This window comes from Rothia sp. SD9660Na (assembly GCF_030064065.1).
Lineage (GTDB): Bacteria > Actinomycetota > Actinomycetes > Actinomycetales > Micrococcaceae > Rothia.
Genome location: NZ_CP125946.1, coordinates 1,354,341 through 1,381,265, shown reverse-complemented (window position 1 = coordinate 1,381,265; position 26,925 = coordinate 1,354,341). Strand labels below are relative to the sequence as shown.

The window sequence follows — 26,925 nt, the reverse complement described above, 5'->3', positions numbered from 1 at the left end:
ACCGCAGGCTCAAGCCCCTACCCGGGCGTCCTTGAGTCACCACACGCTCCATCGTCACAGCGAGGCGACCACCGACATCTTGTGCTGCAAGGGAGCGGCTAAACCGCAGGCGTCCTGTGACTACCAGCTCCCGCGCGCCAGCCGTTTAGCCCACTCCACCGGCACCAGAGCCCAACGTAAGTAGGAACGGCCCACATGAGTCACACCATGCTCGGCAATGCAGACCACGCCGATAAGACCTTCACCCAGGACCCCCACACCCTCGGGCACGCCCCCTCACCCTTCACCACTTTCGCCTCCATTCCCGAGGCAACCGGTCTCTATAGCCCGGAGAACGAAAAGGACGCCTGTGGCCTGGCCATGATTGCCACCCTACGCGGCACCCCCGGCCACGACATCGTTGATCACGCCCTAACCGCCCTACGCCGTCTGGAGCACCGCGGTGCTGTGGGCGCGGACGAGGGTACCGGCGACGGCGCCGGTATTCTGCTGCAGATTCCGGACGCCTTCCTGCGCGAGGTCGTGGACTTCGCCCTGCCCGAACTGGGTAAATACGCCGTAGGTACCGCCTACCTACCCACCGGTGGCGAGAACGCAGATGAACTCAAGGAGGGGCTAACCCAGATTGCCCAGCGCGAGGGCCTGCGCGTGCTCGGCTGGCGCGAGGTTCCGGTCAAGGCAGATATCGTCGGTAAGGCCGCCCGCGAGGTCATGCCCTACTTCGTGCAGATGTTCATCGCAGAGGCATCCGGCGAAGATCTGGACGCCGTTAACGCCCCCTTCACCGGCCACATCCCCGTGGTCAACCTGGACGAAGATTCAGAGCGCCGCCAGCTCGACCAGAAGGCCTTCCGCGTGCGCAAGCGGGCCCAGCACAAGCTCGGTGTCTACTTCCCGTCCTTCTCATCGCGCACCATCGTCTACAAGGGCATGCTGACCACCGCGCAGCTTGAACCCTTCTACCCGGACCTCTCTGACCCGCGTTTTGCCACCAAGCTGGCGATCGTCCACTCGCGTTTTTCCACCAACACCTTCCCCTCCTGGCCCCTGGCCCAGCCCTTCCGCACCATCGCCCACAACGGTGAAATCAACACGGTCAAGGGCAACCGCAACTGGATGCGCGCTCGCCAGTCCCAGCTTAAGTCCCCGGTGCTGGGCCGCAACCCCGAAGAGCTCTTCCCGATTTGCTCGGTGGGTGCCTCTGACTCCCAGAGTTTCGACGAGGTCGCTGAACTGCTGATGCTCTCAGGCCGTTCGGCTGCCCAGGTACTCATGATGATGGTTCCCGAGGCCTGGGAAAACCACGAAACTATGGACGAGGACCGCCGCGCCTTCTACCGCTACCACTCCTCCCTCATGGAGCCCTGGGACGGCCCCGCCGCGATTGCTTTTACGGACGGCGATAACGTGGGCTCCGTCCTTGACCGTAATGGTCTGCGCCCCGGCCGCTACTGGGTCACCGACGAGGGCCTGGTTATTTTGGCCTCTGAGGTCGGTGTGGTCGACATGCCCGAAGAGAAGATTGTTGAGAAGGGCCGCGTTTCGCCCGGCAAGATGTTCTTTGTTGACACCAAGGCAGGACGCCTGGTGCCCGATGAAGAAGTCAAGGCAGCGGTTGCTGCCGAGCAGCCCTGGAAGCAGTGGGCTGATGAGAACATCGTTGACCTTGCTGATCTGCCTGAACGCGAGCACATCCGTGCCTCCCGCAAGTCGATTCTCAAGCGTCAGCAGACTTTCGGCTACACCGAAGAAGAGCTGCGTAAGATTCTCGTCCCGATGGCAAAGACCGGCACTGAACCCATCTACGCTATGGGTACCGACACCCCCATCGCGGTGCTCTCCACCCGCCACCGCCTGCTCTTTGACTACTTTGTGCAGTCCTTTGCCCAGGTGACCAACCCGCCGCTGGACTCCATCCGTGAAGAGCTGGTGACCAGCCTCAAGACCTCTATCGGTGCCGACGGCAACCTGCTGCGCAACGGCCGCGTCAAAGTTCAGCACGTGGGGCTCAACTTCCCCGTCATCAACAACGATGAACTCGACAAGATCGCCCATATCGAGGACGAGGACGGCATGCCCGCCGCCCTCAAGGTCAGCGGCCTCTACCCGGCTCACGGGGGAGAGGACGCCCTGCGCGCCCGTATCGCTGAAATCTGCGAAAAGGTATCAGCTGCGGTAGAGCGCGGTGTGCAGTTCCTGATTCTCTCTGACCGTAACTCTAACGGTGCCTGGGCGCCCATCCCGTCCTTGCTGCTGACCAGCGCCGTCCACCACCACCTGTTGCGTTCAGCAACCCGCACCAAGGTTGCTCTGATTGTTGAAGCCGGTGACGTGCGCGAAGTCCACCACGTTGCTACCCTCATTGGTTACGGCGCTTCGGCGGTCAACCCCTATCTGGCTATGGAATCAGTAGAAGAGCTGGTAGCCCAAGGCGAGATCACCGGTATGACCGAGTCTGAAGCCGTCTACAACCTGATTAAGGCCCTGGGTAAGGGCCTGCAGAAGATTATGTCCAAGATGGGTATCTCTACTGTCTCCTCCTACTGCGGTGCTCAAACCTTTGAGGCCCTTGGCCTTTCCCAGCAGGTCGTTGACCAGTACTTCACCGGCACCCACTCCCAGATGGACGGCGTGGGCCTGGACGTCATCGAAGCTGAAACCCGCAAGCGCCACCACGACGCCTACCCCGACGACGGTGTCTCCGTGCCCCACCGCGCCCTGGAAACCGGCGGTGAGTACGACTGGCGCCGCGAGGGCCCGCCCCACCTCTTCAACCCCCAGACCATCTTCCGTCTGCAGCACTCGACCAAGACCCGTCGCTACGACATCTTCAAGTCCTACACCAAGCTGGTTGACGACCAGGCTAAGGACCTGATGACCCTGCGCGGCCTCTTCACCTTCACCGAAGACCGCACCCCCATCTCCATCGACGAGGTTGAGCCCGTCAGCGAAATCGTCAAGCGTTTCTCCACCGGTGCTATGAGCTACGGCTCTATTTCCAAGGAAGCCCACGAGACCCTGGCAATTGCCATGAACCGACTGGGCGCTAAGTCAAATACCGGCGAGGGCGGCGAGGACGTCGACCGTCTGCTGGACCCCGAACGTCGCTCAGCCATCAAGCAGGTAGCCTCCGGCCGTTTCGGCGTTACCTCTCTCTACCTGACTAATGCCGACGATATCCAGATCAAGATGGCCCAGGGCGCCAAACCCGGTGAGGGCGGCCAGCTCATGGCTGCCAAGGTCTACCCCTGGGTAGCTAAGACCCGCCACTCCACCCCCGGCGTCTCCCTGATTTCGCCCCCGCCCCACCACGATATCTACTCCATAGAGGACCTCGCCCAGCTCATCTACGACTGCAAGCGGGCTAACCCGTCCGCCCGCGTCCACGTCAAGCTGGTCTCCGAAATCGGTATCGGCACCGTGGCGGCTGGCGTCACTAAGGCGAAGGCTGACGTCGTGCTCATCTCGGGCCACGACGGCGGCACCGGCGCAGCCCCGCTCAACTCCCTCAAGCACGCAGGTGCCCCCTGGGAGCTCGGCCTAGCCGAAGCCCAGCAGACCCTCATGATTAACGGTCTGCGCGACCGCGTGGTGGTGCAGGCTGACGGCCAACTCAAGACCGGCCGCGACGTCATCATCGCCGCCCTGCTGGGTGCCGAAGAATACGGTTTCGCCACCGCACCCCTGGTCGTCGAAGGCTGCATCATGATGCGCAAGTGCCACCTGGACACCTGCCCCGTGGGCGTCGCTACCCAGAACCCCGACCTGCGTGCCCGCTTCACCGGCCAGGCAGACCACGTGGTCAACTTCTTCGAGTTCATCGCCGAAGAGGTGCGCGAATACCTGGCTCAGCTGGGCTTCCGCACCCTGGACGAAGCTATCGGCCACGCCGAGGTACTCGATATGTCGCAGGCCATCGACCACTGGAAGGCCGACGGTCTTGACCTGACCAAGGTACTGACCTCAACCGCCGTCGCCTACGAGGGCCGGGGCATCCGCCACCTCAAGGACCAGGACCACGAACTAGAGGCGCACATCGATAACACCTTCATCGCTGCCGCCCAGGCAACCCTGAGCGATCGCACCCCGGTTACTATCGACTCACCGGTGGTCAACACCGACCGCTCTGTGGGCACCATGCTGGGCCACACCGTCACCAAAACCTTCGGTATCGAGGTGCTGGACCACGACTCCATCACCCTCAACCTCACCGGCCATGCCGGTCAGTCACTGGGTGCTTTCCTGCCGCAGGGCATCACCATCCGCCTGACCGGCGACTCCAACGACTACGTGGGCAAGGGTCTCTCCGGCGGCCGCATTATCGTGGCTCCGGACGCCGCAGCCCCCCTGGTTGCCGAAGAGAACGTGGTTGCCGGTAACGTCATCGGCTACGGGGCCACCAGCGGCGAAATGTTCATCCGCGGTATCGTCGGTGAGCGCTTCCTGGTACGTAACTCCGGTGCCACTGCGGTTGTTGAAGGCATCGGCGATCACGGCTGCGAATACATGACCGGCGGTAAAGCCCTGATTCTGGGCTCAACCGGCCGCAACTTCGGCGCGGGCATGAGCGGCGGTACCGCCTACGTGCTCGACCTCGATATGGCCAAGGTCAACAAGCAATCCCGCGAATCCGGCGAACTCGGCTTCCTGGAACTCTCAGAGGATGACCGCGCCGAGGTCGCCCAGCTGCTGACCCGCCACCGCACCGAGACCGGCTCAACCCTGGCGTCCGCCCTGCTGGAAGACCTGGAGGGCACCTACGCCCGCATCACCAAGGTACTGCCGCGCGACTATGCCGCCGTACAAGCTATCCGCGCTGAGGCCGAAGCCGCCGGCGAAGACACCGAATCCATGCAGGTTTGGAACAAGATTTTGGAGGTGACCGCTCGTGGCTGATCCCCGCGGTTTTCTGAAAGTAACCACCCGTCAAGACCGACCCAAGCGCCCCGTACCCGTCCGTATCCTGGACTGGAAGGAAGTTCAGGTCGCCCAGAACTCGGCTGTGCTCAAGACCCAGGCCTCCCGCTGTATGGACTGCGGTGTTCCCTTCTGCCACGTCGGCTGCCCCCTGGGTAACCTGATTCCTGAATGGAACGACCTGACCTGGCGGGAGCAAACCGAAAAGGCCGTAGAGCGCCTGCACGCAACCAACAACTTCCCCGAGTTTACCGGACGCGTCTGCCCGGCCCCCTGCGAAACCTCCTGTGTGCTGGGCATCAACCAGCCTGCGGTGACCATCAAGCAGATTGAATACACCATTGCTGAACAAGCTTTCGAAGGCGGCTATATCGAGCCCATTATGCCCGACCGTATGCTCGATAAGACCGTGGCAGTGGTCGGCTCAGGCCCTGCCGGTCTAGCAGCTGCCCAGCAGCTGACCCAGGCAGGTTTTACCGTCGCCGTCTTCGAACGCGACGATAAGATCGGCGGTCTGCTGCGCTACGGTATTCCCGACTTCAAGCTTGAAAAAGATATCGTGGACCGCCGTATCGAGGTCATGAAGGCTGAAGGGACCCGCTTCCGCACCGGCGTTGACATCGGCAAAGACATCACCTGGGACGACCTCAAGCGTCGCTACGACGCCGTCATCGTAGCAACCGGAGCCACCGCCCCCCGCGCCCTGCCCATCCCCGGGGCCGACCTTGAGGGCGTCCACTACGCCATGCCCTACCTGACCGAAGCCAACCGGGTGGTAGCTGGTGACCTCGAAGAGCCGACCATCAACGCCGCAGGCAAGCACGTCATCGTGCTGGGCGGTGGCGATACCGGCTCAGACTGCATCGGCACCGCCGTGCGCCAGGGAGCTGCCTCCATCACCACCCTGGCCATCGGCGCCCAGCCCCCGGCAGACCGCGCCGACCACGAGCCCTGGCCCATGTTCCCCAAGGTCTTCGAGGTCTCCTCCTCTCACGAAGAGGGTGGCGAACGCAAGTACCTGGCCTCCACCGTCGAATTCATGGGGGAGAACGGTAAACTCACCGGCCTCAAGGTCGCTGAAACCGAATACCTGCCCGACGGGCGCCGCGTGCCTAAGGCAGGTACAGAACACGTCATCCCAGCCGACCTGGTCTTCCTAGCCCTGGGCTTCACCGGCCAGGAGAACGATAACATCACCACCCAGGTAGGTGCAGATCTCGACCGCCGCACTAACGTAGCCCGCGACGAGAACTACATGACCAACGTCCCCGGCGTCTTCTCCTGCGGGGATGCCGGCCGCGGCCAGTCCCTGGTCGTCTGGGCCATCGCTGAAGGACGCGCTTGCGCAGCAGCCGTCGAAAAGCACCTGACCGGCTCCACCGAGCTGCCCTCACCGGTAGCCCCCAGCGACCGGGCAATTGATTTGGTGCTCTAATAAAGAAACCGGCCCCGCCTCAGAATCTCTGGGGCGGGGCCGGTTTTCTGCGTGAGGATCAGCCTTCCCTTAGGCCAGGGCAGCTACTTCCTGCACCAGGGGAGCGATCTGCTCTTCACTGGAGTAATCCACTGTCTTTTGGGTGAAACTGTCGAGCATCTGCTGGTTAGCCTCAGATTTCTTGGGCAGAGCGGCAATGGCTGAGCGGATGCCCACCATCACGGTCTTGTGCTTGAAAGAAAGCCGGGTGTGGTCCAGTCCTCCGCGCAGGTGATAGGTGCCCAGGGCGTCCTGAACCAGGCTCTCACCCAGGTTCTTGGCCAGCAGGGCATCGAGCTTCTGCTGGCTTGCACCCGCTAGACCGCTAAAGGAGACGGTAAAGAGGGCGTAGGGCTTAGACCGTAGCTCCTGCTCGTACTTTTTTAGCTCTTGGGCGCCGGTGAGAAAGCCGCCGTAGTCGCTCAGGCCTGCCACGAGCACGTCCGCATCTGCCACGGCTCGTTCGGTCAGCGCATCCAGGGGAAGTAACTGCACGGCGTACTGCCCGTCAAGCTGCTGGCCAGCCCAGCGGGCGTACTGCTCGGTATAGCCGTACTGGCTCCCGTAGGTAATGAGAAGAGTTTTCATGACTATGAGGCTGCGATGTCGGTCAGGCAGGTCTCGACCTCGGCGATTAGAGGCTTAGTCCAGTCGCGGTTGGTGTGGTCTGCGCCCCCGTTTTCGAAGGCTTCGATCAGCTGCTTGTCGTACTCGTTCTGCTTGGGCTTGAGCTTGTAGGCGGTCTTGACGCCGGTGAGGGCAGTCTTGTGGAGCTTAGACATTTCGTCCATCTTGAGGCCCCCGCGGAAGTGGAAGGCGGGGCAGTCACCGGCGACGTCTGCCTTGTAGCTCTTCATGACGCGCTCATCCAGGTAAGAGCGGGGGTAAACCTCGGTGCCGTTAAAGGAGACGGTGTAGAAGACACGGTTGGGCACCTTGAGCATGGCTTCGCGGCGCTTGCGCAGGGTGGGGGCGCCGGTGAGGAAGCCACCCAGATAGCTAGCACCGACGATGAGAACGTCGGCTGCTTCGATCATCTCGTCGGTTGCTTCGGCAACGGGGGAGAGGGAGACCTGAGGGGCGGACGCGTGGGCGCGCAGGTCTTCGGCAATCCAGTGGGCGTAGCGTTCGGTGTGGCCGTAGGTTGAACCGAAGAGGATCAGGACGTTGGGGGTAGGCATGGGCACTCTTTCGTTTGTTTGCGGGCCGGTGGCTTACCGGGGCCTCTGCATACAGAATACCGTGCTACCGGCGTGTGTTCTCAAAGCTGTCAAGCTAGATGACATATTTTGTTTGTTTATGACTGTTCATGTGTGTTTTGGTGGGGTTTGTGTCGAACATTGACACAAAAAGTGCCCAATGCCTCCACCAAAACCTCACGAAGCAACGTATAATGAGGTGTGGACATGTTGGTTTCATGCTGACTATCTGTGAATATGTTGGTTGTTGATTCCCTATCGACAGAAACCGCACCAAAGGTTCTCAGACCCCTACAAACCTAAGGTTGATTGATGAGACGCGCAAAGATTGTTTGTACTATTGGCCCCGCAATTTCTGCTCCTGAGAAGATTGCAGCGGCTATCGAAGCGGGCATGAACGTCGCCCGCCTGAACATGAGCCACGGTGACCACGAGGTTCACACCAACTCATACGCAACCATCCGCGAGCAGGCTGAAAAGCTTGGTCACAACGTCGCGATTCTCGCAGACCTTCAGGGCCCCAAGATTCGCCTCGAAACCTTCAAGAACGGCGCCGAGGTGCTTGAACCTGGCGACACCTTCAAGATCACCACCGAAGACGTTGAAGGCACCAAGGAAATCTGTGGCACCACCTTCAAGGGCCTGCCCGGCGACGTCAAGCCCGGCGACACCCTGCTAATTGATGACGGCAAGATCCGCCTCGAAGCTATCGAGGTCAACGAGACCACCGTGACCACCCGCGTCATCGTTGGCGGCCCTATCTCCAACAACAAGGGCATCAACCTGCCTGGCGTTGCCGTCTCCATTCCCGCTCTGACCGAAAAGGACGAGCGCGACCTACGTTTCGCCCTGAACTTGGGCGTTGACATCATCGCTCTCTCCTTCGTCCGCTCCGGCGACGACATCCAGCGCGTCCACGAAATCATGGCAGAAGAGGGCCGCAAGATTGCCGTCATCGCCAAGATTGAAAAGCCCCAGGCTGTTGAAAACCTGCAGGAGATCGTCGACAAGTTCGACGGCATCATGGTAGCTCGTGGCGACCTGGGTGTGGAATTCCCCCTCGAAGAGGTTCCCCTGGTGCAGAAGCACGCCATTGAGCTGGCTCGCCGCTGGGCAAAGCCCGTCATCGTGGCAACCCAGGTGCTAGAAACCATGATTCAGAACCCCACCCCCACCCGTGCAGAGGCCTCCGACTGCGCTAACGCTATCCTCGATGGCGCCGACGCCGTCATGCTTTCCGGTGAAACTTCTGTGGGTAAGTACCCCATCATCACCATCCAGACCATGGCCCGCATCATCAAGTCCACCGAGGAACGCGGCCTCTTCCGCGTTCCCGAACTGGGCTCATCGCCCCGCACTCGCGGCGGCGCTATTACCCGTGCAGCAGTTAACATCTCTAACCAGCTGGAAGACGTCAAGTACATTGCGGCCTTCACCCAATCCGGTGACACTGCCCGCCGTCTTGCCCGCCTGCGTCCTGCCAAGCCTGTGCTGGCTCTAACCCCTGAGCCCTCCGTCCGAGCCTTCCTGTCCCTGCTGTGGGGTGTTGAAGCTGCTGTTTCACCCACCGCTAAGGACACCGACGAGATGACCGCCGTGGTTGACCGCTACATGCTGGCCAACGGCCTGGCTGAAGCCAACGACATGATTGTCATGGCAGCAGGTTCACCTCCCGGCGTTGCTGGCTCCACCAACACCGTCAAGGTCCACCGTGTCGGTGACCTTGATGACGCCGGCGCTGTGCTGCCTGAAGCTCGCGAAACCGTCGGTCCCTTCACTGACTAAGGGATAAGCGGCTCCGTAAAGCCATGCTGAAGGGCCCCGCTACTTCAAGACCTGAAGTGGCGGGGCCCTTGTCTCTGTAGACTGATCGATATGACACATACTTTACTCACTCGCTCCACCGTTATCGACGCGCCCCTTGAGCGCGTCCGCTCCCTGATTGAGGACCCGCATGCCTGGGAAAGCTGGTCGCCCTGGCAGGAACTAGACCCCGCCATGCAGCAGACCTACTCGGGCGCTGAGAGGGGCGTCGGCGCAAAGATGGTCTGGGCTGGTAACAAGAAGGCCGGTGAGGGCCGCATGACTGTAGTGACGGTGGAGGACAACCTGGTTGAGGTTGATATTGAGTTCATCAAGCCCTGGGCTGCTCAGAACCGTAGCCACTTCAAGCTACAGCCTACCGAGGGCGGTACCGCAGTTGCCTGGTCGATGAGCGGTGAGCAGAATCTGATGATGAAGGTAATGTTCAAGGTCTTTAATATGCAAAAGCGTATCGGTGCTGATTTTGAGCGCGGGCTGGCCCGCCTTAAGGCGGTAGCAGAGGGTTAGGACGCCTGCCTCACCTAAGTTGCCGGGGGAAAGTTCTTCATCATAGAGGGGTCATAGTTGCCTATTGTGATTGAGGAGTGAACTTTAACCTGACTGACAGGTGTAGACTTGTTGTGGTGATTCAGGACCGGAGATTTGGTTTTGAATCGAACCGCCGTAGGAACCACAAGATTAAAGCCTGGCTTCGGTCTTGTTTCCTCACCAGCCCGCCCGAGCCGTCACGGGGAGGGCAGGTTTTATGCGCACAAGAGAAGTAGATTTACTGATCTTGTGTCAACAAAAAACCCTCTCCTGTCAACGGGAGAGGGTCTGTATCGCTCTGACGAGGCGTTTTATTGTGCCCAAGGTGGGACTCGAACCCACACTCCGAAGAACCGCATTTTGAGTGCGGCGCGTCTGCCAATTCCGCCACTTGGGCAAGTGCGAAAGCTCTTCTACAATACACGCTTCTACCCGAGAAAAGCCAATCGAGCATCTTCCTGGAAGAAAAGCCCCGGCCCCTAATATGATAGGGAACAAAGAGGGTACGCACCGTCACCTGTTGCATGCACACCCACAAGGTTGTGCGCGTGCGAAAATAGATAGCGAACCTCAACCAAACGCTGAATTGACCTAAGGAGCAGGGTATGTCAGAGCAGACCACCCAGGAGCCCGAGAACCACGATCAGCAGCCCGCACGCACCGTCGTCGTCGCTGAAGACGAGGCGCTGATCCGCCTCGACATCGTCGAAATCCTCAAAGACCATGGCTTTAACGTCATTGCCGAGACCGACAACGGTAAAAAGGCTGTAGAGCTGGCCGAAGAGCACCGTCCCGACCTGGTTCTCATGGACGTCAATATGCCTATCATGGACGGCATCGAAGCAGCGGGTCAGATTAGCGAGCAGCAGCTGGCCCCGGTCGTCCTGCTCACCGCCTTTAGCCAGAAAGAGCTGGTGGACCGCGCCACTGAGGCGGGTGCCATGGCCTACGTGGTCAAGCCCTTTACCCCCAACGACCTGATTCCCGCCATCGAGGTGGCAATTAGCCGCTATGAGCAGATTCGTGCCCTCCAAGATGAAGTCACCAGCATCAAGGAGCAGTTTGAGACCCGCAAGCTGGTTGACCGCGCTAAGTCCCTGCTGATGACCAAGATGGGTCTCAGCGAGCCTGAGGCCTTCCGCTGGATTCAGAAGACCTCCATGGATCGCCGTCTGTCCATGCGCGAGGTGGCAGAAACCATCGTCAAGCAGGTGCAGTAGGGGAGCGCCCCGTAGCCTATAGCGAAGCCCGCCCTGGCGTGAAGCTGGAGCGGGCTTTACTTTGCTGAAGTAGAGAAGGTGCTAGAGGGCGTCCTTATGGTCGCTCTTAGTTCCGATTCCCCAGAGGGTGATAGCTGCACTCACTGTCACACCAGCCCACCAGAGGCCGCCCTGGCTCAGGGCCGTCACCGTGAAAATGAGGGTCAGGACCAGGAAGATGTTGCCGATGAGTTTGCGGCGTGCTGCAATCATGGTGGGCCTTTCGCGTGCTCAGGGGTTAGTGGGCTGTTGCCAGGGTGCCGTCGCGCTCGTCGGTCTCGGGCAGGTCGTCCTCGTCCGCGCCGAAGGCCTTTGCAACGCGCTCGGTGAGAGAGGCAATAGCGGCGTCACCGGTGACGTTGGTGGCGGTGCCGAAGGAATCCTGAGCCAGATAGAGGGCAATCATCAGGGCAACCATTGATTCATCGAAGCCCAGCATAGACTGCAGCAGGCCGATAGCGGTCATCACAGCACCACCGGGTACGCCGGGGGCAGCAACCATCATCAGACCCAGAACCAGTACCACGGGAATCATGGCGGTGAAGCTCAGGGAGCCGCTGGCCATGTACACCACAGCTACCGCGCAGGAGGTAATGGTAATCATGGAGCCAGAAAGATGGATGGTGGCGCACAGGGGGATAGCGAAGTCCACAATCTTGCCCTTAATACCCACGTTCTTTGCTGAGGCTACGGTCACGGGGATAGTGGCGGCCGATGACTGGGTGCCGATAGCGGTGAAGTAGGCGGGCAGCATGCCACGCAGCATGGTGATGGGGTTGCGCTTGGTGGCGGCACCTGCGACGGTGTACTGGATCGCCAGCGTGCACCAGTGCAGGATGATAACCATGACGAAGACCTTGCCGAAGACCGCAAGAATCTGGCCAACCTGGCCGGCCATGGTCATGTTAGCAAAGACACCCACGATGTGCACGGGCAGCAGGGGGATGATGACGTAGCCCAGGAGCTTTTCGATGATGGTCTGGAAGTCCTGGAAGAGGTTCAGCATGTTCTTGCTGTTCAGGGCGGTGATGCCCAGGCCCATGATGAAGGCCAGAATCAGGGCGCTCATGACCGACATGATGGGGTCAAGAGTGAATTCCAGGTAGCCGGCAGAGAGGGCTTCTTCAGGGTTCTCGAAGGCAGTGAGCTGCTGGCCCTTGAGGATGATGGGGTAAATGAAGTGGGCCACGGTCACGGCAAGGAAGCCCGCTGTGATGGAGGAGGTGTAGGCCAGGCCCACGGTGGTGCCCAGCAGCTTGCCAGCGCCCTTGGCCAGTGAGCCGATGCCGGGCACGATGAAGCCGATGATGATCAGCGGAATCGCGAAGCTCAAGAAGGCACTAAAAATAGTGGAGAAGGAGACGAAGAGCTGGACGACGAAGTCGGTGGGAATGGAGGTTCCCAGGGTGTCGTTGATGCCGGAGATAAGGCCGGGGGTGAAGGCACCGATGAGGATACCGCCGATGATTGCGACGATAATCCACACGAGCAGAGGAATCTTCTTCATGGGGTTCCTTGGTGTTGTGTGGTCTTATGTGCGTTTGCACGGACTGCCAGTTTATCAGGACGCCGTCAGTAGTGCCCGGAGAGAGGGCGGACGCCGGTGGTTAGGGTAGGTCGATGATGTTATTGGTAATGCGGGCGGTGGCAATGAGCTTGCCTGCTTCGTCAGTAATATCAATGGCGTGGACGCAGACGGTGCGGCCCAGCTTGACTGCCCGGCAGGTTGCGGTGACGGTGCCAGAGTGTACTGAACGCAGGTGGGTAATGTTCAGATCAACACCTACAGCCGCCTTCTTCTGATCGACCACCGACAGAAAGGCTGAGATAGAACCCAGTGTCTCTGCCAGGGCTGCTGAGGCCCCACCGTGAAGTAGGCCTACCGGTTGGGTATTACCCTCCACCGGCATGGTGGCGACGGTCAGTTCTGGAGACGCCTCCAGGATGGTAATGCCCAGCTTCTGCGCGAGGGCCCCAGCTCCTAGCTTTTCAAGTATCTGCTGGTAGCGGGCGTCCTGCTCCTGGCTCTGGCTCACGGGTACTCCTTAGAAAATAGGGGGAGATTGTCTGCTTTCAATCCTAGGGTAGGGGCAGGCGGTAGGATGGTAGGCGTGATGACTAGACCTGAAACTTCTGCACCCGGCAAACTCATGCTCATCGATGGGCACTCCCTGGCTTTCCGCTCTTTTTACGGAACTCCGGTGGATGTTTTCGTCAATGCTGAGGGCCAGCACACCAACGCTGTTCACGGCTTCCTGTCGACCCTGATTTCACTCATTAAAAATGAGCAGCCCAGCCATATCATTGTGGCTTTTGACCTTTCTGGGGGTACCTTCCGCACCGAAGAGTACGGTGAGTACAAGGGAGGACGTAACGAAACCCCTCAGGAGTTCTACGGTCAGATTGAGCTAATTCAGAAGATCCTGGAGGCCCTCAACATTCCCTCGGTGACTCTGCCTCGCTATGAGGCCGACGATATTGTGGCAACCTATACCCGCCAGGGGCGCGAAGCGGGTTTTGAGGTGCAAATCGTATCAGGTGACCGCGACGCCTTCCAGCTGGTGACCGATACCGTGACCGTGCTTTACCCGGTGACCACCGGCCCTACCAAGGGTATCCGCTACATGACTCCGGCAGCTGTAGAAGAAAAGTATAAGGTTGCACCTCACCTTTACCCTGACCTTGCTGCCCTGACCGGTGAGCAGGCCGATAACCTACCAGGTGTTCCCGGGGTGGGGCCCGGATTCGCCGCCAAGTGGATTAACGAATACGGCGATTTGAACGGCGTACTTGAAAACGCCGAGAAGATTAAGGGTAAGAAGGGGGAAGCCCTGCGCGAGCATATAGATGATGTGCTCCGCAACCGCCGCCTCAACCGCCTGGTTGATGACCTAGAGCTACCCGTCACCCTGGATGATGCCTACGGTTATACCCCTAATGTAGAAGAACTAGAAGAACTCTTTGACTACCTGGAGTTCAACTCCATTCGCAAGCGCCTAGCGGAGCTTTTTGAGGGTATGGGGCAGGCTATACCTGCGGTTGAGATTGATATTGAAACCGTGGAAACTATCAACAGTGCGGACGCTCTTACCTCCTTCCTGGCGTCCGCCCCCGACGCGCTCACGGCGGTTGAGCGAGCCGTGGAAGTCCCCGAACGCCTAGCTCAGGCCATTACCCTCTGGCCTGTGGTCGATGAGCAGGCCGGCCAAAAGGGGCTAGCCCACGGCCAATCCCTGCACGGTCTCATGCTGGTTACTGGTGCCCGTGCAGCCTATATTGACGTAGAGAAGCAGGCGGACGGCGTCCGCACGGCCCTGTGTGCCTGGCTGGGGGATGCGTCCGCCCCCAAAATCACTTTTGATGTTAAGCAGAACTTTAAGTCACTAGCCGCCTACGACCTGCCCCTAGCGGGCGTCATTGAAGACCCGGTGCTCTCTTCCTACGTCTGTGGTTTCATTCCCACCGTCCGCCGCCGCGGCCACCGCGAAATGCTTGAAGACCTGACCCGCGATTACCTGGGCCAGACCTACCCCGCCGCACCCGAACAAGAGGACCAAGGCGAACTCTTCTCCCTGGAACCGGCTGTCGTTACCGCCCACCAGGCGCTCCTTGCCCGCTACGTTCAAGAACTGGCCTACGCCCTGCACCTTGATCTGGTGGCTAAAAATCAGCTCGGTCTTTACGAAGAAATCGAGCTGCCGGCCGCGTCCGCCCTGGCCCGCATGGAAATTGCCGGTGTCGCTATCGACGCCAGCGCAATCTCAGATCTCAAGAGCTACTACGGTGAACACGTCACTCGTGCTACCGAAGCGGCCTACGAAATTCTGGGGCACGAGGTCAACCTGTCCTCGCCCAAGCAGCTGCAGGGCGTCCTCTTTGACGAACTAGGCCTGCCGACCACCCGCAAACTCAAGAGTGGCTACTCTACCGATGCCGATTCCCTGGAAGGAATCCTAGGCCAGGTGGCCCCCGACAGCCAGGGTGCCTCCTTCCTAGGCGAACTGCAAACCTACCGCGACTACACCAAGCTCAAGCAGACCGTCGAGGGCTTGGGCAAGGCAACGGCCGTGGACGGCCGCATACACACCACCTACCAGCAGAACGCGGCTGCTACCGGGCGACTCTCGTCCACCGACCCCAACCTGCAGAACATCCCGATCCGCACCGAAGAGGGGCGCAAGATTCGCGATGCCTTCGTCGTGGCCCCCGAGCCGGTTGACGGCACCGACTACACCACCCTACTTACCGCCGACTACTCCCAGATTGAAATGCGCATCATGGTGCACCTATCGGACGACGAGGACCTCATTGCCGCCTATCAGGCGGGGGAGGACCTGCACCGCTTCGTCGGCTCAGAAGTCTTCGGCGTCGCCCCCGAGGACGTAACCCCCGAGATGCGCTCCAAGGTCAAGGCCATGAGCTACGGACTTGCCTACGGCCTCTCACCCTTTGGGCTCTCTAAACAGCTGGGTATCAGCGTGGATGAAGCTACCAGCCTGCGCACCAACTACTTCCAGCGCTTCGGCAAGGTCGGTAGGTTCCTGCGCTCCATCGTGCGCGAAGCCCATAAGACCGGCTATACCGAAACCATGTTTGGCCGTCGCCGCGCCCTGCCCGACTTGGCCTCATCCAACCGTCAGCGCCGCGAAGCTGCCGAACGTGCAGCCCTTAACTCGCCCATCCAGGGTACAGCCGCCGACATCATCAAAATCGCCATGATCAACATTGACGAACGCCTGCGTCGCGAAAACCTGGCCACCCGCATGCTCCTCCAGGTTCACGATGAACTCATTCTCGAGGTCGCCGCAGGCGAAGAAAAAATCGCTGAGACCATCCTGGTGGAAGAAATGAGCGGGGCTGCCTCCCTGCGCGTGCCCCTGGACGTGCAGGTCGGTTGGGGTCGCTCCTGGCACGAAGCGGGGCACTAGCAGCCGGTGCGATAGACGTGCGGGCGCCGGTCAACACACCCGGGCGCGGGGTAAGACCAACATCACCCCACTTTCCCGTAAACACGCGGTGAAAACGCCCGCTAAACCATTGACCGGCACACCTGCGCACCCTAGACTTGAATCTGTGCGTGTACAGTGCCCGCCTCGGTGTCCGCACGGCACCCGCACACCATATTGTCCGTATCAACGCTCAATACAGAGAACCATGCGGACCTTACCCCGCGTAGCAGCCCATAGGCTCCACCGCGGGAGCATGTAAGGGCCTGCCTGTATTGACCTAGAAAACTATCCATATTGGAGCCCTACTCTCTATGAGCACCAACGTTCCCCAGGTTGCAATCAACGACATCGGCAACGAAGAAGAATTCCTCGCAGCAGTCGACGCAACCATCAAGTACTTCAACGACGGCGATCTCGTTTCAGGCGAAGTTGTCAAGGTTGACCACGACGAGGTTCTGCTCGACATCGGTTACAAGACCGAAGGCGTCATCCCCTCACGTGAACTTTCCATCAAGCACGACGTAGATCCCGACGAAGTTGTTTCTGTTGGTGACACCGTTGAAGCTCTCGTCCTCACCAAGGAAGACAAGGAAGGCCGCCTGATTCTCTCCAAGAAGCGCGCACAGTACGAGCGCGCCTGGGGCGACATCGAAAAGGTCAAGGAAGAAGACGGCGTCGTTACCGGTACCGTCATCGAGGTCGTCAAGGGTGGTCTTATCCTCGACATCGGCCTGCGTGGCTTCCTCCCCGCTTCACTCGTCGAAATGCGCCGCGTTCGCGACCTGGCCCCCTACATCGGCCAGGAAATCGAAGCCAAGATCATCGAGCTCGACAAGAACCGCAACAACGTTGTTCTGTCACGCCGTGCATGGCTTGAGCAGACCCAGTCAGAGGTCCGCTCAACCTTCCTCAACCAGCTCGAAAAGGGCCAGGTTCGTACCGGCGTTGTCTCCTCCATCGTTAACTTCGGTGCCTTCGTTGACCTCGGTGGCGTTGACGGTCTCGTCCACGTTTCCGAACTCTCCTGGAAGCACATCGACCACCCATCAGAGGTTGTCGAAGTTGGCGACGAAGTCACCGTTGAGGTTCTCCTCGTTGAGCACGACCGTGAGCGCGTCTCACTGTCACTGAAGGCTACCCAGGAAGATCCCTGGCAGGCATTCGCTCGCACCCACGCACTGGGTCAGGTTGTACCCGGTAAGGTCACCAAGCTCGTTCCCTTCGGCGCATTCGTTCGCGTTGAAGACGGCATTGAAGGCCTCGTCCACATCTCGGAACTCGCCGTTCGCCACGTGGACCTGGCAGAGCAGGTTGTCTCCGTTGGTGACGAACTGTTCGTCAAGGTTATCGACATCGACCTCGACCGTCGCCGCATCTCCCTGTCACTGAAGCAGGCCAACGAAGGTGTAGACCCCGAGTCCACCGAGTTCGACCCCGCTCTCTACGGCATGGCTGCAGAATACGACGAGGAAGGCAACTACAAGTACCCCGAGGGCTTCGACCCCGAGACCAACGAATGGCTCGAAGGCTTCGAAACCCAGCGTGCAGCATGGGAGCAGCAGTACGCTGACGCCCAGGCTCGCTGGGAAGCTCACAAGGTACAGGTTGCTAAGGCCCTCGAAGCCGACGCAGAAGCAGCAGCTGCTGCCCCCGCGTCCGCTCCCGCCGAAGCTGCACCCACCTCATACTCATCCGAGAAGCCTGCCGAAACCGGCACTCTGGCATCCGATGAGGCACTTGCGGAACTCCGTAAGAAGCTGACCGGCAACTAGTAGGTGAAGGAAGCGGAGTTCCGATTCCAGCGAAGATTTATTTCCTCGCGCGCTCGGAATCTTCGCTTCCATCCCCGCAAGAAGCTGACCGGCAACTAATTCTCTGAATTAGCCACAGCAAACAGGCGCCCCTTCCACCTTCGGGTGGGAGGGGCCCTTCAGCTTTCCCCGACAATTTTTTGAGGAGGCTAGGAGTAGGCCCAGACTCATACCTATAGTTCATGCGAAAGCTAGGGATAGTTAACCTTGCGTTAACCTTTTGCCCAGACTATTAACAGGGCTCAAATTTTGCCTAAGACCGTATGAACACAACCACAAAGGGGGACTCGTGAATTCCAGCGCGAATTCGGGTTCACAACTTGCAACTCCCGCCTTGCAACGTGATACCACCGACAAATGGTGGCACCTCACCTTCAGCGGCCTCATGGCCGTCTCTCTAACACTCTTTACCCTCTGGTCACTCAACTACGTTGACCAGGAATCACGCACTTTCGTCCTCATTGCTGCTGTGCTTCTGGGCCTCTTCATGGCCTTCAACATCGGCGGTAATGACGTCGCTAACTCTTTCGGAACCTCCGTTGGTGCAGGTACCCTGACCATCAAGCAGGCCCTGCTGATCGCGGCTGTCTTTGAGGTTTCAGGCGCAGTCATCGCTGGCGGCTCTGTGACCGACACTGTGCGTTCAGGCATCGTTGACCTTGGGGCCATCGACCTGGACCCCATGCAGTTTGTCTATATCATGATGGCTGCCCTGCTGGGCGCCGCTATCTGGTTGCTGGTTGCAACTAAGATGGGCTGGCCCGTCTCCACCACCCACTCCATCATCGGCGGTATCGTCGGCGCTGCCCTGACCACCGGGTTCACCACCGGCGCGGGCGGCCTGGATATGGTTCAGTGGAACAAGATCGGCCAGATCGCTATCTCATGGGTTCTTTCACCGGTCTTGGGCGGCCTGTTCGCCTGGTTGCTCTTTGGCTTCATTAAGAAGTACATCCTGGGCTACAACGAGAAGGTCGATGCGGCCATGCTCGAAATCAAGAAGCACCAGGAAGAAGAGCGCGCAGCCCACACCCCCCACGTTGGTGTTCAGCGTATTACCGACCTACAGGCGGACGCCTACGCTAACGCCATGCTGCGTAAGAAGAAGTTCAAGCTCAAGAAGCTTGACCCCGAGGCGCCTGAGAGTGAGTACTACCGTCAGGTACACAAACTCGACATGAAGGCCAAGCGTGCTGACTCACACCGTGCCCTCGAAATCTACGTTCCCATCTTGGCTGCCTTCGGTGCAGCCCTGATTGCTGCCATGCTGCTCTTCAAGGGTCTGGACAACCTTGAGCTGGGTATATCAACCATGGGCAACGTCATGATTATGGTCATGGTCGCAGCCATTGCCTGGGTGAGCGTTTCGGTCTTTGCCCGCAGTCTGCAGAAGCAGGAGCTCTCCCGCGCCACCTTCACTATCTTTGCCTGGTTGCAGGTCTTCACCGCAGCTGCCTTCGCCTTCAGCCACGGTGCTAACGATATCGCGAACGCTATCGGCCCCTTTGTCGCTATTCTTGATGTTCTCAGAACCGGCGCCATCGGTGAAGAGGCTGTTGTGCCCATGCCTGCCCTGGTTACTTTCGGTGTTGCCCTGATTGTTGGTCTCTGGTTCGTTGGCCGTAACGTCATTGCTACTGTTGGCCACGGCTTGACCAAGATGCACCCCTCGTCAGGTTTTGCGGCAGAGCTTGCTGCTGCCGGCGTGGTCATGGCTGCCTCGGTTTTGGGTCTGCCCGTATCGTCCACCCACATTCTGATCGGTGCGGTTCTGGGTGTCGGTATCGTCAACCGCTCAGCTAACTGGAAGCTCATGCGTCCCATCGCCTTGGCCTGGGTTATTACCCTGCCTATTTCAGCCGCTATCGGCTCAGTAGGTGTGCTGGCTATTTCAGCAATCTTCTAGGCTAGATCCACCCACTGGGTTTGACCCCACGAAATGTGCCCTGCGCCGGCTGTCAGCTCGGCCAGGGCCTTTTCTGTATGTGTGAGGGCGGTGCGGTCGTCAAATACTCCCAGGGTGATCTCGGCGCCGCTGGCTGTGTAGTCGGTACCCAGTACTGTATAGCCGAGAGCTCGTAGGTCATTTTCGAAGCGTCCGGCTTCGGCGTGGGAAGCGGTGACGGTACCCAGTCGCAGGCGTTCGCGGGGAACGAGGGGAGCGGCGTCCAGCGTGGCGACGACTGCGTCCGTATAGGCACGCACCAAGCCGCCAGCCCCCAGCTTGATGCCGCCAAAGTAGCGCACCACTACAGCACAAATATCTGAGAGGTCGGTGGTTTCACCGTCGCGCCCTTCGGTGCGACGGGCCAGTAGGGCCTGGAGCATGGGGATTCCCGCGGTGCCAGCAGGCTCGCCGTCGTCGTTGGAGCGCTGAATCTGCCGGTCTGCCCCAATGATAAAAGCAGAACAGACATGGCGGGCGTCGTGGTAGGCCTTGCGCTTGCACTCAATAAAAGCGCGGGCCTCTTCTTCAGTTTCCACGCGCTGGACATAGCCGATGAATTCGCTGCGCTTAATGTCTAGCTGGTGCCGGGTTTGGTCTCGGCTGGCGAGTACGGTATAGCGGTTAGCGCGGGTTTCATCAGTCATGGTGTCTATTCTAGTGTGCGGTGGTAGCGGCGCGTAGGCTGGTGGGAGCGGGCACCGTACCCGGTGCCCAGAGACGAAAGGACGCCTGTGGTTGCGAGAATTGGTCTGACCGGCGGTATCGGGTCGGGTAAGTCGACGGTGGCGAAGATGCTGGTGGAGTGTGGGGCTGTGCTGATTGACGCCGATGCTATCTCCCGGCAGCTGATGGAGCCGGGGCAGGAGGTGCTGGAGGCGACCGTCCGCGCCTTTGGCGAGGGTATTTTGACCCCTACCGGGGAGCTTGATCGGGCTGCCCTGGCGGCCCTGGTCTTTGCGGACGAGTCTGCCCGTGCAAAGCTGAACGCCATCGTGCACCCGGCGGTGCGGGCTAAAGCCGCGCGGCAGCGTGAGGCGGCGGTGCAGAAGCTGGGGGAGGGGGCCGTCATTGTTGAGGATATCCCCCTGCTGGCCGAGACAGGCCAGGCAGCAGACTTTGATGCGGTGATTGTTGTTGAGACGCAGCACGGGGAGCGGCTGCGCCGCCTGGTTGAGGTGCGCGGTATGAGTGAGGCGGACGCCCGCGCTCGCATTGCTGCGCAGGCCAGTGACGAGCAGCGCCGGGCCATTTCTACCTGGGTCATTGATAATTCGGGAAGTTTAGAGAGCACTGCTGCGCAGGTACGCGAGGTGTTTACCAACATCACAGCGGGTTCTGGTGATGAATAAAATTTATGCAGCAGGAAATTGAACTATAAGTCTAAAGAAGTGCTGTGTGACCACTGGAAACAGTTGAGAACGGCGTCCGTTAGTAAAATCAACCGGTTAGCTATCACCTGGAAATCGACCCCAAGCCCGCTTATTATTGATATGTTGCCCAGAGACCGGGTAGCCGCCGTGCGGGCGGTGGATACAAGGGGCCCGCATGGTTACACCCTTACTTCCACCGGGATAATCCTGTGCTGAACAAGCTACACGACAGACTGGGGCTGCGAACTAGCCCTGTCATTTTCTTCTCATCTGCACTCTTTATTATCGTCTTCACCCTCCTCATGACGGCCTTCCCAACGGCCATGTCTAACGGTATCGGAGTGATTTCAGATTTCATCATCACCTACCTGGGCTGGGTCTACACCCTGGGTATTGCCATCTTCTTTTTCTTTTTGATTTACATGGCCATGAGCCGCTTTGGCCGCATCAAGATCGGTGAAGATGACGCTGAACCCGAGTACTCCGGCCTGGCCTGGTTCGGTATGCTCTTTGCTGCCGGTGTGGGCGCCGTCCTGCTCTTCTGGGGTGCTGCAGAGCCTATCACCCACTACGCCAACCCGCCCTACGACGGGGTAGAGCCCCAGTCAGACCACGCAGCGCTTGAAGCTCTTGCTATTGCTAACTGGCACATTGGTCTGGGCGTCTGGATTATTCTCACCATCCCAGCCCTAGCCTTCGGTTACTTCACCTACAAGCGTAAGCTACCCCCGCGCGTTTCCTCCATTTTCCAGCCCCTGCTGGGCGAGCGCATCCACGGCCCCATCGGCAAGACCATCGACTCGGTGGCCATCGTTTCTACCGTCTTCGGCATCGCTGTTTCGGTAGGCCTGGGTGCCCTGCAGATTAACTCGGGTATGGGCATCATGTACGGCGTGCCCCTGGGCGGCTGGATCCAGGCAGCGATCGTCGCTGTGATTACCGCAGCCGGTATTACTTCCGTCATGATGGGGCTCGATAAGGGCGTTAAGCGTCTGTCCTACATCAACATTCTGCTGGCCATTGCCCTGATGCTCTTTATCCTGATGACCGGAGCGACCCGCTTCGTCACCCTGGGTACTATTGAGTCAGCTGGCTACTTCCTGCAGAAGCTACCCGTGATGATGCTCTTCAATGACGCCTTTGCCGATACCGGTTGGATTGGGTCCTGGACCGTTTTCTACTGGGCGTGGACCGTTACCTGGGCACCCTTCGTAGGCCTCTTTATTGCCAAGATTTCTCAGGGGCGCACGATCCGCCAGTTTGTGGTCGGCGTGCTGGCTGCCCCCACCACCTTTACCCTGATGTGGGTGGGTGTCTTTGGTCTGAGCGCCTTCAATATTGAGCGCAACGAAAACGGAACTCTGGTGCATACCGTCGTAGAGCAGGGGGATATTCCCGCTGCCCTCTTTGAGTTCCTGGGCCACTTCCCCCTCTACCAGGTGGTCGCTGCGGTGACCCTGGTGGTCATCACCATCTTCTTTATTACCTCCATCGACTCAGCTGCTCTGGTGATGGACGCGATTGCCAATGGCCATGAGGACCCGGCCCCCGTCAAGCAGCGTATCTTCTGGGCCGCTTCAATCGGCATTGTATCGGCTTCCATCCTGGTAGCGGCAGGCGATAATGGCCTGACCGCCTTGCAGAACGTCATTATTGTGATCGGCTTCCCGGTCTGGCTTATTGGCTTCATGCAGATGTGGATGCTGGTGCGCGCCCTGCGCGAGGACGCCGGTGAGCTGCCTCCCATGCGCACCCGCCAGTGGAAGCAGGTTATCCCCATCGAGGAATACCACCGCCGTGCTCAGGAGGACTTCTCATCGATTGAAGAAGTCACCATCCGCCCCGAATACGAGCTGGGTACCGAACCAGAATTTGAGGGGCTGGTGCCCAACACCGGTCAGATTCCCGTAGTAACAGCCGAAGACATTGCTGAGGACGCCGCCGCTAAGAAGGCTGCCTCAAAGCCGGCTGAAGAGCAGGGCACCCATACCGCTGTAGTAACCGGTGACCTGCCCGCTTCCGACATCGACCCGAAGAAGTAAGGTCTGAGCGACCGCTTGTTAGCCCCCGATGAAACTAGTACATATGTTCTAGTTTCGTCGGGGGTTTTTCGGTAGGGTAGGGGGTATGAGTCTTGCCCAGGAAATCAACCGCGTTGTCGCCCCCTTTGAAGTTATCTCTGAATACCAGCCAGCCGGCGACCAGCCCAAGGCAATCGCGGAGCTGACCGAACGCGTCCAGAACGGTGAAAAAGACATCGTTCTCATGGGTGCCACCGGCACCGGTAAATCTGCAACGTCTGCCTGGCTCATCGAGGCCGTCCAGCGCCCCACCCTGGTTATGGTGCAAAACAAGACCCTGGCTGCCCAGCTTGCCAACGAACTGCGCGAACTGCTGCCCAACAACGCTGTTGAGTACTTCGTTTCCTACTACGACTACTACCAGCCTGAAGCCTACGTGCCGCAAACCGATACTTTCATCGAAAAAGACTCCTCCATCAACGAAGAAGTCGAACGCCTGCGCCACTCCGCCACCAACTCCCTGCTGACCCGCCGCGACGTTGTGGTGGTTGCTACCGTCTCCTGCATTTACGGCCTGGGTACCCCCGAAGAATACGTTGCCCAGATGGTGACCCTGCGCCAGGGCGAAGAAATCGACCGGGACGAGCTGCTGCACCGGTTCGTTTCCATGCAGTATGCCCGCAACGACCTAGACTTCCACCGCGGCACCTTCCGCGTGCGCGGCGATACCGTCGAAATCATCCCCATGTACGAAGAAAACGCGATCCGTATCGAGTTCTTCGGCGACGAAATCGAAGCTATCTACACCCTGCACCCGCTCACCGGCGACGTCATCCGCGAAGAAACCGAAATGTACGTCTTCCCGGCCTCTCACTACGTCGCTGGCGCTGAACGCATGGCCCGAGCCATTGCGTCCATCGAGGACGAGCTACGCGACCGCCTGCAAGAACTCGAATCGCAAAACAAGCTCGTTGAAGCCCAACGCCTGCGCATGCGCACCCAGTATGACCTTGAGATGATGGAGCAGATGGGCTTCTGCAACGGCATCGAAAACTACTCCAGCCATATTGACGGACGCGCTCGCGGCACAGCCCCGCACTGTCTGCTGGACTACTTCCCCGATGACTTCCTGCTCATCGTTGATGAATCCCACGTGACCATTCCCCAGATTGGGGCTATGTTTGAGGGGGATATGAGCCGCAAGCGCACCCTGGTCGAGCACGGCTTCCGCCTGCCCTCAGCCATGGACAACCGACCCCTCAAATGGGAGGAATTTCTCGACCGTATCGGCCAGACCGTCTACCTCTCAGCTACCCCCGGTAAATACGAACTGTCCCAGGCAGACGGGGTTGTTGAGCAGATTATTCGCCCCACCGGCCTGGTCGACCCCGAAATTGTGGTCAAGCCGACCGAGGGGCAGATCGACGACCTGCTCGAAGAGATCCGTTTGCGGGTAGAGCGCGACGAGCGCGTGCTGGTCACCACCCTGACCAAACGTATGGCAGAAGATCTGACCGACTACCTGTTGGAACACGGGGTCAAGGTACAGTACCTGCACTCCGACGTTGATACCCTGCGCCGAGTGGAGCTGCTCAGCGAACTGCGCCAGGGCGTCTTTGATGTACTGGTGGGCATCAACCTGCTGCGTGAGGGCCTGGACCTTCCTGAGGTCTCCCTGGTCGCAATACTGGATGCCGATAAGCAGGGCTTCTTGCGTTCCACCACCTCCCTGATTCAGACCATCGGCCGAGCCGCCCGTAACGTGGGCGGGCAGGTGCACATGTACGCCGATAAAATCACCGATTCCATGCGCACTGCCATCGACGAAACCAACCGCCGCCGCGAGATCCAGCAGGCCTACAACCGCGAGCACGGCATCGACCCCCAGCCCCTGCGCAAGAAAATTGCCGACATCACCGATGCCCTGGCCCGCGAGTCAGAAGACACCGCAGAGCTCCTTGCCACCCGCAAGGGAGCCTCGGGTAAGCTTGCCCCGGTCAAGAAGGGCACCAAGTACGCTGCAACCAGCCCCGAAGCTGAGGAACTGTTCAAGAAGGCAGAAGCCAGGGTACGTCAGGACGGCCTTGCGGCAGCTCCTGCCGAAGACCTACTGGGGCTGATTGAAGAGATGCACGCCCAGATGATGCAGGCTGCTGAAGAGCTCAAGTTCGAGCTGGCTGGGCGCTTGCGCGACGAAATTGCCGACCTGAAGAAGGAGCTACGCGCTATGCAGGAAGCTGGGCATGCCTAGAACAAGAGAAGAGTTTTTCACGGCACTTCACCGGCCTGTGGCATTGGTGTAGACTGGTGCAGTTTGCGTCAGAACCACCCCGGGAGGTCCCATGAGCCAGAAAATCGAGCGCCCCAGTGTTGCCCGTATGCCGGGCATGCCCCAGATTCTGCTCACCTTCGGGCTGACCATCTGTAGCCTCTCCATCCTCCTGCCAGCGTCACCTGCCTGGGCACTAGCAGGTGGGGCTGGCTCTCTGGGCGCAGGGGCCACCAACGCGGTGCTCATGGCTGTCACCGTAGCGACCCAGTTCAGCGTCCCCGCCCTCACCCGCCGCTTCTCCTGGGCGCTCGTGCTGCCGGTGGGTACCCTCTTTATGGGCTTACCCTCCCTGCTGCAGGCTCTCAGCCCCGACCTGCTCAACGTCCTGATTACATCTGGGTTGCGCGGTATCGGCTTCGGTATCGTCACTGTCTGCTGTTCATCAGCTATGTCCTACCTCATTCCGGTCGAATTCCGCGGTCGGGCGGTGGGGCTCTACGGGCTGGCAGCGGCAGGGTCCCAGCTCTTCTTCACACCCGTTGCCCCCTGGGCTCTTGAAACCTTCGGTTACCGTTCGGTGATATCGGCCGGAGCAATCGCCGCCATCGCAGCACCTTTTGCCCTACAGCTGGGGCGACTGGTTGATCACTTTATGGACGAACAGCGCAGCGGGCAGCAGGGGAGCGAACCCGCCCCTGTCACCTCAACAGCCACCATAATTGCCCGCATCTGGCCTGCCCTGCTGACGCTCACTCTGGTCACCAGCGTTGGCGGTGCTTTCATGACCTTCTCTACCGAAATCGCCCCCACTGCCACCCTGGCAACCGGTGCCCTGCTGCTACTGTGTGCCCTGGCAACTCCCACCCGCCTGTACGGGGGCTCACTGACCGACCGTTTCGGCACCCGCCTGCTCATGGCACCCGTCCTGGCACTCAGTGCTCTCGGCGTGGCGTTGGTTAGCTGGGTCAATGGTGCAAGCCTGCCTTCTATCATCTTCCTCTTGACCGGGGCAACGCTCATTGGCTTTGGCTACGGCTTCCTACAGTCAGTCACCATGGTGCGCGCTCTGACGGACGCCGGTGGGCCGGACGCTACCCAGCGCGCCTCGGTCGCCTGGAACTCCCACTTTGATGTGGGAACCGGGCTGGGCTCTCTAGCTATCGGAGCCGCAGCGCAGGCAACTAGCTTTACCGCCGCCTGGACGAGCGCGGCCGTCCTTCTGCTGGCCTGTGCCCTGTTGCTCGGCCTGAGGGATGCCCGCTCATCTGTTCAAAAGTAAGAAGATGGGTTATAGTTGTAGACCGAGCAAGGGAGTATCCCACTAATTCCTGTGTCGTCAGCACGTTGATCGAA

At 59.6% G+C, this 26,925-nt stretch carries 18 protein-coding genes and 1 tRNA gene; 12 read left to right on the top strand and 7 right to left on the bottom strand.

Annotated elements, in window-relative coordinates:
* The first annotated feature begins 195 nt into the window (after positions 1 to 195).
* Both gltB and QM007_RS06640 read left to right on the top strand, forming a co-directional pair.
* Positions 196 to 4,896 (top strand): glutamate synthase large subunit, encoded by a 4,701-nt coding sequence (gene gltB, locus QM007_RS06645; RefSeq protein ID WP_283489244.1) that lies wholly within the window; start codon positions 196 to 198, stop codon positions 4,894 to 4,896.
* The gene (locus QM007_RS06640) at positions 4,889 to 6,352 is read left to right on the top strand and encodes a glutamate synthase subunit beta (protein ID WP_283489243.1); all 1,464 of its coding nucleotides are present in this window, start codon (positions 4,889 to 4,891) and stop codon (positions 6,350 to 6,352) included. Before gltB ends, QM007_RS06640 begins: the two co-directional genes overlap by 8 nt.
* A 69-nt stretch (positions 6,353 to 6,421) precedes the next feature.
* On the opposite strand, the gene QM007_RS06635 is transcribed toward QM007_RS06640, so the two are convergent.
* Positions 6,422 to 6,979: a flavodoxin domain-containing protein gene (locus tag QM007_RS06635; protein ID WP_283489242.1), complete on the bottom strand. Its 558-nt coding sequence runs from the start codon at positions 6,977 to 6,979 to the stop codon at positions 6,422 to 6,424.
* A 2-nt stretch (positions 6,980 to 6,981) separates the two neighbouring features.
* Complete coding sequence (locus QM007_RS06630; protein ID WP_283489241.1) at positions 6,982 to 7,572, bottom strand: flavodoxin domain-containing protein; 591 nt, start codon at positions 7,570 to 7,572, stop codon at positions 6,982 to 6,984.
* Between the two features lie 330 nt (positions 7,573 to 7,902).
* On the opposite strand from QM007_RS06630, the gene pyk reads away from it, so the two are divergent.
* Positions 7,903 to 9,375, top strand: coding sequence for a pyruvate kinase (gene pyk / locus QM007_RS06625; RefSeq protein ID WP_283489240.1), 1,473 nt, complete (start codon positions 7,903 to 7,905; stop codon positions 9,373 to 9,375).
* A 90-nt stretch (positions 9,376 to 9,465) separates the two neighbouring features.
* Positions 9,466 to 9,921, top strand: coding sequence for an SRPBCC family protein (locus QM007_RS06620; RefSeq protein WP_283489239.1), 456 nt, complete (start codon positions 9,466 to 9,468; stop codon positions 9,919 to 9,921).
* 338 nt (positions 9,922 to 10,259) lie between these two features.
* On the opposite strand, the gene QM007_RS06615 is transcribed toward QM007_RS06620, so the two are convergent.
* Positions 10,260 to 10,339, bottom strand: a tRNA-Leu gene (locus tag QM007_RS06615).
* Positions 10,340 to 10,547: 208 nt separating this feature from the next.
* Here QM007_RS06615 and QM007_RS06610 point away from each other — a divergent pair.
* On the top strand, positions 10,548 to 11,162 hold the full coding sequence (locus QM007_RS06610) for an ANTAR domain-containing response regulator (protein ID WP_283489238.1): 615 nt from the start codon (positions 10,548 to 10,550) through the stop codon (positions 11,160 to 11,162).
* 81 nt (positions 11,163 to 11,243) lie between these two features.
* Here the strand turns inward: QM007_RS06610 and QM007_RS06605 are convergent, their stop codons facing one another.
* From QM007_RS06605 to QM007_RS06595, 3 genes are all read right to left on the bottom strand, one after another.
* Positions 11,244 to 11,414 carry a hypothetical protein gene (locus QM007_RS06605; protein ID WP_283489237.1) on the bottom strand — a complete coding sequence of 57 codons (171 nt, stop codon included), beginning with the start codon at positions 11,412 to 11,414 and terminating at the stop codon, positions 11,244 to 11,246.
* A gap of 25 nt (positions 11,415 to 11,439) precedes the next feature.
* Positions 11,440 to 12,708, bottom strand: coding sequence for a dicarboxylate/amino acid:cation symporter (locus QM007_RS06600; protein WP_283489236.1), 1,269 nt, complete (start codon positions 12,706 to 12,708; stop codon positions 11,440 to 11,442).
* A gap of 100 nt (positions 12,709 to 12,808) precedes the next feature.
* Positions 12,809 to 13,237 (bottom strand): PaaI family thioesterase, encoded by a 429-nt coding sequence (locus tag QM007_RS06595; protein WP_502949050.1) that lies wholly within the window; start codon positions 13,235 to 13,237, stop codon positions 12,809 to 12,811.
* A 78-nt stretch (positions 13,238 to 13,315) separates the two neighbouring features.
* Here QM007_RS06595 and polA point away from each other — a divergent pair, with 78 nt between their 5' ends.
* The 3 genes from polA (at position 13,316) to QM007_RS06580 (ending at position 19,867) form a co-directional block, all read left to right on the top strand.
* Positions 13,316 to 16,129: a DNA polymerase I gene (gene polA / locus QM007_RS06590; protein WP_283489235.1), complete on the top strand. Its 2,814-nt coding sequence runs from the start codon at positions 13,316 to 13,318 to the stop codon at positions 16,127 to 16,129.
* 332 nt (positions 16,130 to 16,461) lie between these two features.
* The gene (gene rpsA, locus QM007_RS06585; RefSeq protein WP_185173001.1) at positions 16,462 to 17,922 is read left to right on the top strand and encodes a 30S ribosomal protein S1; all 1,461 of its coding nucleotides are present in this window, start codon (positions 16,462 to 16,464) and stop codon (positions 17,920 to 17,922) included.
* Between the two features lie 328 nt (positions 17,923 to 18,250).
* Positions 18,251 to 19,867 carry an inorganic phosphate transporter gene (locus QM007_RS06580; RefSeq protein ID WP_502949049.1) on the top strand — a complete coding sequence of 539 codons (1,617 nt, stop codon included), beginning with the start codon at positions 18,251 to 18,253 and terminating at the stop codon, positions 19,865 to 19,867.
* Here the strand turns inward: QM007_RS06580 and QM007_RS06575 are convergent.
* Positions 19,864 to 20,553, bottom strand: coding sequence for an IMPACT family protein (locus tag QM007_RS06575; RefSeq protein WP_283489234.1), 690 nt, complete (start codon positions 20,551 to 20,553; stop codon positions 19,864 to 19,866). The genes QM007_RS06580 and QM007_RS06575 overlap by 4 nt on opposite strands.
* An 87-nt stretch (positions 20,554 to 20,640) precedes the next feature.
* On the opposite strand from QM007_RS06575, the gene coaE reads away from it, so the two are divergent.
* From coaE to QM007_RS06555, 4 genes are all read left to right on the top strand, one after another.
* Complete coding sequence (coaE, locus tag QM007_RS06570) at positions 20,641 to 21,258, top strand: dephospho-CoA kinase (RefSeq protein WP_283489233.1); 618 nt, start codon at positions 20,641 to 20,643, stop codon at positions 21,256 to 21,258.
* A 230-nt stretch (positions 21,259 to 21,488) separates the two neighbouring features.
* Positions 21,489 to 23,321 carry a BCCT family transporter gene (locus tag QM007_RS06565; RefSeq protein ID WP_283489232.1) on the top strand — a complete coding sequence of 611 codons (1,833 nt, stop codon included), beginning with the start codon at positions 21,489 to 21,491 and terminating at the stop codon, positions 23,319 to 23,321.
* A gap of 85 nt (positions 23,322 to 23,406) precedes the next feature.
* A complete protein-coding gene (gene uvrB, locus QM007_RS06560) occupies positions 23,407 to 25,551 on the top strand; it encodes an excinuclease ABC subunit UvrB (RefSeq protein WP_283489231.1) in 2,145 nt (714 codons plus the stop codon).
* Positions 25,552 to 25,642: 91 nt separating this feature from the next.
* The gene (locus tag QM007_RS06555) at positions 25,643 to 26,851 is read left to right on the top strand and encodes an MFS transporter (protein WP_283489230.1); all 1,209 of its coding nucleotides are present in this window, start codon (positions 25,643 to 25,645) and stop codon (positions 26,849 to 26,851) included.
* The last annotated feature ends 74 nt before the right edge of the window (positions 26,852 to 26,925 follow it).

Coding starts and splice junctions, on each gene's coding strand:
- gltB (WP_283489244.1), top strand. CDS start 196: ATGAGTCACACCATGCTCGGCAATGCAGACCACGCCGATAAGACCTTC.
- QM007_RS06575 (WP_283489234.1), bottom strand. CDS start 20,553: ATGACTGATGAAACCCGCGCTAACCGCTATACCGTACTCGCCAGCCGA.
- QM007_RS06630 (WP_283489241.1), bottom strand. CDS start 7,572: ATGCCTACCCCCAACGTCCTGATCCTCTTCGGTTCAACCTACGGCCAC.
- pyk (WP_283489240.1), top strand. CDS start 7,903: ATGAGACGCGCAAAGATTGTTTGTACTATTGGCCCCGCAATTTCTGCT.
- QM007_RS06610 (WP_283489238.1), top strand. CDS start 10,548: ATGTCAGAGCAGACCACCCAGGAGCCCGAGAACCACGATCAGCAGCCC.
- rpsA (WP_185173001.1), top strand. CDS start 16,462: ATGAGCACCAACGTTCCCCAGGTTGCAATCAACGACATCGGCAACGAA.
- QM007_RS06635 (WP_283489242.1), bottom strand. CDS start 6,979: ATGAAAACTCTTCTCATTACCTACGGGAGCCAGTACGGCTATACCGAG.
- QM007_RS06605 (WP_283489237.1), bottom strand. CDS start 11,414: ATGATTGCAGCACGCCGCAAACTCATCGGCAACATCTTCCTGGTCCTG.
- QM007_RS06600 (WP_283489236.1), bottom strand. CDS start 12,708: ATGAAGAAGATTCCTCTGCTCGTGTGGATTATCGTCGCAATCATCGGC.
- QM007_RS06555 (WP_283489230.1), top strand. CDS start 25,643: ATGAGCCAGAAAATCGAGCGCCCCAGTGTTGCCCGTATGCCGGGCATG.
- polA (WP_283489235.1), top strand. CDS start 13,316: ATGACTAGACCTGAAACTTCTGCACCCGGCAAACTCATGCTCATCGAT.
- QM007_RS06620 (WP_283489239.1), top strand. CDS start 9,466: ATGACACATACTTTACTCACTCGCTCCACCGTTATCGACGCGCCCCTT.
- uvrB (WP_283489231.1), top strand. CDS start 23,407: ATGAGTCTTGCCCAGGAAATCAACCGCGTTGTCGCCCCCTTTGAAGTT.